Here is a 6,088-nt window from a genome sequence, read left to right as displayed (position 1 = left end):
AAACCCGTCTCAATCAGACTGTCTGGCGGGGCGTTGTCGGTCACGCTGACTCACATAAAGCTACACACACCCACACAACAACACAAATCGCCAGGTCAGGTGAGGAAAATCGTCGATAAGCAAACAGCTAAATGCGGCGCACATTCGCGCCAAGATGGTTGAGGTCTTCGACGAAGTGCGGGTAACCACGATCAATGTGGTCCACTTCGTGGACGACTGTCTCCCCATCGGCGACGAGACCAGCCAAAACAAGGCCTGCGCCGGCGCGAATATCGGAGGACCACACATCCGTGGAAGACAGATGCTCCACACCGCGGAGGACCACATGGTGGCCATCAACGGTGGCATCGGCACCAAGACGCAACATCTCGTCCACGAAGCGGAAGCGGGATTCGAAGACGTTCTCCGTGATCACAGAGGTGCCTTCAGCAACCGCGCTCAACCCAATGGCCATAGGTTGCAGGTCCGTTGGGAAGCCCGGGAACGGCAAAGTCTGATAATCCACAGCCTGGGGGCGGCCATCCATGCGGACACGGAAACCGTTGTCATAGGTTTCAACCTGAGCACCCGCAGTCTTCAACTTGGCCAGCGCGAGGTGCAGATGGCGCGGCGCGATGCCAGCCACCGTGACATCACCCCGTGTCATCGCCGCAGCGTATGCCCAGGTTCCGGCGACAATGCGGTCCCCGATCACGGTGTGTTCCGTGGGGTGAAGGGATTCCACACCATCGATGGTGATGGTGGATGTGCCGGCGCCGGTGATACGCGCACCCATCGCGTTGAGCATGTCGCAGAGATCGACGATCTCCGGCTCACGCGCCGCATTATCCAGCACAGTCTGACCTTCGGCCAGGACCGCGGCAGTGAGGATGTTCTCCGTCGCACCCACGGACGGGAAGTCCAGATTGATTCGTGCGCCACGCAGGCGACCAGCACGCGCAACGACGGCACCGTGCTCAATGTGCGTGGTGGCACCCAGTTTCTCCAGGCCCGATTGGTGCATGTCCAGTGGGCGGGAACCAATGGCATCGCCGCCCGGCAGCGCTACGATCGCCTCCCCACAGCGCGCGGTCAGCGGCCCCAGCACAGCCACAGACGCGCGGAACTGCCGCACAGCATCGAAGTCAGCACGGGAAGACAGATTCGCCGGAGTGTGGATACGAACGACAGTGCCTTCGATCTCCACCTCACAACCCAAACCCTCGAGAACCTTTTGCATCAAAGGCACATCGAGGATCTCCGGGCAGTTGTTCAGGGTCGTCGTGCCTTCCACCAACAGCGCAGCGGCCATCAGCTTCAACACACTGTTTTTGGCACCATCAACTCGCACGACTCCTTCGAGGCGTGCCCCACCTTGAACAACAAAACGCTCTTTCACGCGATCCACGTTAGTGAAAAATTGGCCCAGAGGTGTCCCAACAGGCGTTTACGGCAGCGCACCAATCCGGCGCGCGGCATTCACGGCCTCATAACGCGTGTGTGCGCCCAGCTTGCGCATGACGCTGCGCAGGTAGGACTTCACGGTCTCAGCACCGATGCCCATTTCCTCGGCAGCTTCCACGTTCGTGTGGCCCAGTGCCACGCAGGAGAGAACATCCAGTTCACGAGCAGACAGCTTCGTGGACTGCTTGACGCGCACCGGGGAGACCATCTGGTCACACAGCTGCTCGAGTTCCTTGCGGATCGGCTCGTCCTCAACACGGTTCGCCAGCATGCGCAGCTTGGAGTGGGTTGCACGAATCTGCTCCCATTCCGCACCGTTCATGACACGGCCAGCCTTGGTGGTGCCTTTGCCGCCCTCAACTCGTCGCAAAGCAGAGTTCACGGCAAGATCCTGCTCGAGCGTGCGCGCCGTCATGGTAACCTCCTCGATCACCTTGTCCCCCAGGCGCACAGGAGAGTGCACACCCACGTACAGCACGCCACGAATCTCACGCTGCACAATCACAGGAACGGCCACCACAGAGTGCAGGCCCTCATCCTGAATCGCGCGGTCATGCTCGTGCGAAATCACATTCGCGCGGGTGTAATCAGACACACCCACCGCACGTCGCGTCGACACAACGCGGCCACCCACGCCCTGATTCTGGTCAATCACCAGGTTCTGCAGAGCCGGTGTACGCAGGCCAATCCACTGAGTGATCTGAAGGCGATTATCAGCAAGAAGGGTGCCGTACATCGCCACCGGAATCCCGGTAGCCGTCTTCAACGCAGTCAGCGACGCGCGAATCGCATCATCGTCGTCCTTAACTCCTTGCGCGTCCATGTTCTCTCCTTCTCTGGCCGTCGCATTGCCCCCGTTCGAGTGTCCCCGACGGAGGCAGGGCATTACGCAGATCTAGTCCGAAAAAATGCCCAAGTTGAACAAACTTCCCCCATCTTAACGGTTAATCGGGGGTGACCAAATTCAAAAAGCGCGCCACAAAGTACGCAATTGCTTATCGACGCCCTACCCCCGACCATTACACAAACCACCTGGTACATAGTTTTTGGACTACTCGGTCTAGATTTTTGGGGCGAGTCGTGTACTATCGCATGTCATCAGCTAAACGATGAAGGAGAAATCATGGGAAAGATCTACAACAACATCCTGGAAACCATCGGCGGAACCCCGCTCGTCGAACTTAAAGGCATCACCGAAGGCACTGACGCTGCACAGGCACGCATCCTGGGCAAACTCGAATTCTTCAACCCGGCTAACTCCGTGAAGGACCGCATCGGACGCGCGATTATCGACGCCGCCGAGGCCTCCGGTCAGCTCAAGCCCGGCGGCACCATCGTCGAAGCAACCTCCGGCAACACCGGCATCGCTCTGGCGCTCGTCGGTGCGGCACGCGGCTACAAGGTCATCCTGACCATGCCGGAAACCATGTCCGTTGAGCGCCGCGTTGTGCTGCGTGCCTACGGCGCCCAGATCGAGCTGACGCCGGGTGCGGCGGGCATGAAGGGTGCCGTCGAGAAGGCAAATGAAATCGTCGAGCAGACTGACAACGCCATCCTGGCCCGCCAGTTCGAGAACGAGGCCAACCCGACCGTCCACTACGAGACCACCGGCCCTGAGCTGTGGAACGACACCGACGGCAAGATCGACATCCTCGTTGCCGGCGTTGGCACCGGCGGCACCATCTCCGGCGCAGGCAAGTACCTGAAGGAGCAGAACCCGGACATCCAGCTCATCGCCGTCGAGCCGGCTGCTTCCCCGCTTTTGTCCGAAGGCCAGGCAGGCCCGCACAAGATCCAGGGCCTCGGCGCGAACTTCGTGCCCGCCACGCTGAACCGCGGCATTATCGACGAAGTCCTCACCGTCTCCAACGAAACCGCCGTAGCCACCTCCCGTGAGCTCGCCCGCAAGGACGGCGTCCTGGGCGGTATCTCCAGCGGTGCCAACGTTGCGGCAGCCCTCGAGGTCGCTTCCCGTCCGGAGAATGCTGGCAAGACCATCGCCACCGTCATCTGCGACTTCGGTGAGCGCTACATCTCCACCATCCTCTACGAGGACATCCGCGACTAACCCTGAGAGTTTTTAGGCCTCTGCACGTGAATCTAAACCCCACACGTGCGGGGGCCGTTTCTCATGCGCTGTTAAAGTAGGGCCTCATGTCTAAGGTGATCCAAACAATCCGTGAGGACCTCGAAAACGCGCGCCTCCATGACCCCGCAGCACGCGGCGACCTTGAGAACGCCATTGTCTATTCCGGCCTTCACGCCATCTGGATGCACCGCATCTCCCACGCACTGTGGACCCGCAACATCAAGGGCCCAGCGCGCATCCTCGCGCAATTCACGCGCTTCCTCACGGGTGTGGAGATCCACCCCGGCGCCACCATCGGCCGCCGCTTCTTCATTGACCACGGGATGGGCATCGTCATCGGTGAGACCGCCGAGATCGGCGACGGCGTGATGCTCTACCACGGCGTCACTCTCGGCGGCCAGGTTCTCACTCAGACCAAACGCCACCCTACGATTGGCGACAATGTCACCATCGGTGCCGGCGCCAAAGTCCTCGGGCCGATCACCATCGGTGAAGGTTCCGCTGTCGGTGCCAATGCCGTGGTAACCAAGGACGTTCCCCCGAACTGCATCGCCGTGGGTATCCCCGCCAAGTGCCGCCCGCGTGGCAGCGACGAGCGCAAGCACCTCGTCGACCCGGATGCCTACGTCTCCGGCAACAACGAGCAGTAGAGCCCGCCCCGCTACTTCAGAAGGTCTTTGTAGCCCTCGTTCTTATCCAGGAAGTGCTCCACCGCGGAGCACGACGGGATGATCTTCTTGCCGGCCTGCCGTGAGTCGTCGAGGGCGGCTTGGATGAGCGGCGACGACAAGCCTTGCCCGCGGAATGCCGGGTCGATGACGGTGTGATTGAAATCGCGGACATCGCCGTCTTCGTGGTAATCCGCGAAACCCGCCTGCTCTCCGTCAACCGTGATGACGTAGCGGTGATGCTCGGACTTGTGCTCGATCTTGTAATTCTGCATGCCCCGAGTTTACGAAAAACCCCGCGCCGTTGACGCGGGGTTAAATGTGGCCAGAGCCAGGATCGAACTGGCGACCCCACACTTTTCAGGCGTGTGCTCTACCAACTGAGCTATCTGGCCGGAACCGCTAAAGCAGTTCTGCGACCCTGACGGGACTTGAACCCGCGACCTCCGCCGTGACAGGGCGGCGCGCTAACCAACTGCGCCACAGGGCCTTATGTAATTTTCGCGCTCGACTGGATTTTCATCCTGCGTCTTGCACGAATTGATACCTTACACAGACTGCCCGAAGCTATACAAATTGGCACCTCAATGCCCCTTTTTTGGGCATACCTAATAGCCGGACATGCCGGCTATTCGCTGAGTTGGTGGGTTACCGCCCGTAGAGCAGTGTCATTGCCCCAAAGGGGTGGACGGTATTCGGTATGAGGTATCCGCGGGGTGATCTCCACATCGGGGCGCCTCTGATGTTTTCCAGCCGCCCATGGTGGGGTTTGGATGGGTCATCATCGTTGGTGCGGTTGTGATACCTGCACAACATCGCCAGGTTATCCATATTGGTCAGCCCACCCTTGGACCAGGCTTTGATGTGGTGGACCTCGCAGTTATCCGCTGCGTGCCTACAGTCTGGTACCGGACAGGTGGGCATGGTGGCCCTGGCTAGGTCGCGCTGCTTCTGATTCGCGAAGCGTTGCGTGTCGTACAGGTTGACGGGGCCTTCTTGGGGGTGGAACATCGCCACCTCCAACACGTCCCCAAAATTCTGGGCCAGGAACTCCGCACCAGTCATCGTCGTGCCATCGGTGAGCCCCAGGATGACATCGTCGCCGTCACCGCCCATGATCTTGATGTGCTCGTCCAACGGGATGAGCACCAAGGGACGAGGCACCGCAGGAGCAATACCGGATGGGGTCTCGTCTTCAGCGTCGGGGCGCAGGCCGAGGATGCGCATGAGCTTTTCGTACATCTGCGGACCGGCAGGACCATCAGTGAGGTTTTGGCGTGTCGCGAACTCAATAGCTGCAGCGTCTTCTTCCAGCGCCATGATGGTCACAGGACGCCTCTTCTTATTCGAGCGACCATACCGGACTGTTGGTTCCGGAGCAGGCTTATCCACCTCCGGCACGATGTCCTTCGCGCGACGTGTGAGTGTTTTGTAGTCACCCTTAACGGACAGCAAGGTAAGACGTAGGTCCCACTTCTCGGCGGGGTCCTCAATGGAGGAGATCCGGCCCTCGATGTAGGCAAGTTGATCCATCGACTTCCGAGTCGACCGCGCCACCTTGATCGCGTTGGCTTGCTTACGGGTGAACTTCGTTTTCCCGTAGTACGCCGTGTGGACTTTTACTAATTCGCGAACACGGGCAGGGCTGCAGCCAGCATCGAGGAGTACCTGGGCATCAAAGGATGCCAAGGTCTCGATCGGGTTGGTTAAACCCGCCACTAAGGCTGCAAAAGAACTCATGCCACGCACACTAAAACGAAACGCAAGAAAGCGAAAGGATCAGCCAAAACGGCCTGTGGATAACGGAAAATTATCCACAGGCCACGGGCGCTGAAGTGCGTGGCAGGACACGTAAAAAGGCCACGTAACCAGCAGAAACAGGCCGGTT

General features: G+C 59.8%; 6 protein-coding genes and 2 tRNA genes. 2 read left to right on the top strand and 6 right to left on the bottom strand.

Annotation, left to right across the window (positions count from 1 at the left end; all coding sequences use genetic code 11):
* Positions 1 to 127: 127 nt before the first annotated feature.
* Together murA and ramA are read right to left on the bottom strand one after the other, a co-directional pair.
* Complete coding sequence (gene murA, locus L8U60_RS10580; protein WP_269966337.1) at positions 128 to 1,378, bottom strand: UDP-N-acetylglucosamine 1-carboxyvinyltransferase; 1,251 nt, start codon at positions 1,376 to 1,378, stop codon at positions 128 to 130.
* Positions 1,379 to 1,426: 48 nt separating this feature from the next.
* Positions 1,427 to 2,266: an acetate metabolism transcriptional regulator RamA gene (gene ramA / locus L8U60_RS10575; protein ID WP_269966336.1), complete on the bottom strand. Its 840-nt coding sequence runs from the start codon at positions 2,264 to 2,266 to the stop codon at positions 1,427 to 1,429.
* Positions 2,267 to 2,566: 300 nt separating this feature from the next.
* On the opposite strand from ramA, the gene cysK reads away from it, so the two are divergent.
* Positions 2,567 to 3,511: a cysteine synthase A gene (gene cysK / locus L8U60_RS10570; RefSeq protein ID WP_269966335.1), complete on the top strand. Its 945-nt coding sequence runs from the start codon at positions 2,567 to 2,569 to the stop codon at positions 3,509 to 3,511.
* 86 nt (positions 3,512 to 3,597) lie between these two features.
* On the top strand, positions 3,598 to 4,182 hold the full coding sequence (gene epsC / locus L8U60_RS10565; RefSeq protein WP_269966334.1) for a serine O-acetyltransferase EpsC: 585 nt from the start codon (positions 3,598 to 3,600) through the stop codon (positions 4,180 to 4,182).
* An 11-nt stretch (positions 4,183 to 4,193) separates the two neighbouring features.
* Here the strand turns inward: epsC and L8U60_RS10560 are convergent, their stop codons facing one another.
* From L8U60_RS10560 to L8U60_RS10545, 4 genes are all read right to left on the bottom strand, one after another.
* Entirely contained in the window at positions 4,194 to 4,475 is a 282-nt protein-coding gene (locus tag L8U60_RS10560; RefSeq protein WP_269966333.1) for a GNAT family N-acetyltransferase, read from the bottom strand.
* A 47-nt stretch (positions 4,476 to 4,522) separates the two neighbouring features.
* Positions 4,523 to 4,595: transfer RNA gene (locus L8U60_RS10555), tRNA-Phe, on the bottom strand.
* A gap of 21 nt (positions 4,596 to 4,616) precedes the next feature.
* Positions 4,617 to 4,690: transfer RNA gene (locus L8U60_RS10550), tRNA-Asp, on the bottom strand.
* Positions 4,691 to 4,848: 158 nt separating this feature from the next.
* Positions 4,849 to 5,940 (bottom strand): HNH endonuclease signature motif containing protein, encoded by a 1,092-nt coding sequence (locus tag L8U60_RS10545; RefSeq protein ID WP_269966332.1) that lies wholly within the window; start codon positions 5,938 to 5,940, stop codon positions 4,849 to 4,851.
* Between the last annotated feature and the right edge of the window lie 148 nt (positions 5,941 to 6,088).

The organism is Corynebacterium meitnerae (genome assembly GCF_027570075.1).
Classification (GTDB): Bacteria; Actinomycetota; Actinomycetes; order Mycobacteriales; family Mycobacteriaceae; genus Corynebacterium; species Corynebacterium meitnerae.
Note: the sequence above shows the minus strand (reverse complement) of the source record. Positions and strands in the feature narration are given on the sequence as shown.

What these genes read in the sequence shown, in the direction of transcription:
- L8U60_RS10560 (WP_269966333.1), bottom strand. Translation starts at nt 4,475, where the DNA reads ATGCAGAATTACAAGATCGAGCACAAGTCCGAGCATCACCGCTACGTC.
- epsC (WP_269966334.1), top strand. Translation starts at nt 3,598, where the DNA reads ATGTCTAAGGTGATCCAAACAATCCGTGAGGACCTCGAAAACGCGCGC.
- L8U60_RS10545 (WP_269966332.1), bottom strand. Translation starts at nt 5,940, where the DNA reads ATGAGTTCTTTTGCAGCCTTAGTGGCGGGTTTAACCAACCCGATCGAG.
- ramA (WP_269966336.1), bottom strand. Translation starts at nt 2,266, where the DNA reads ATGGACGCGCAAGGAGTTAAGGACGACGATGATGCGATTCGCGCGTCG.
- cysK (WP_269966335.1), top strand. Translation starts at nt 2,567, where the DNA reads ATGGGAAAGATCTACAACAACATCCTGGAAACCATCGGCGGAACCCCG.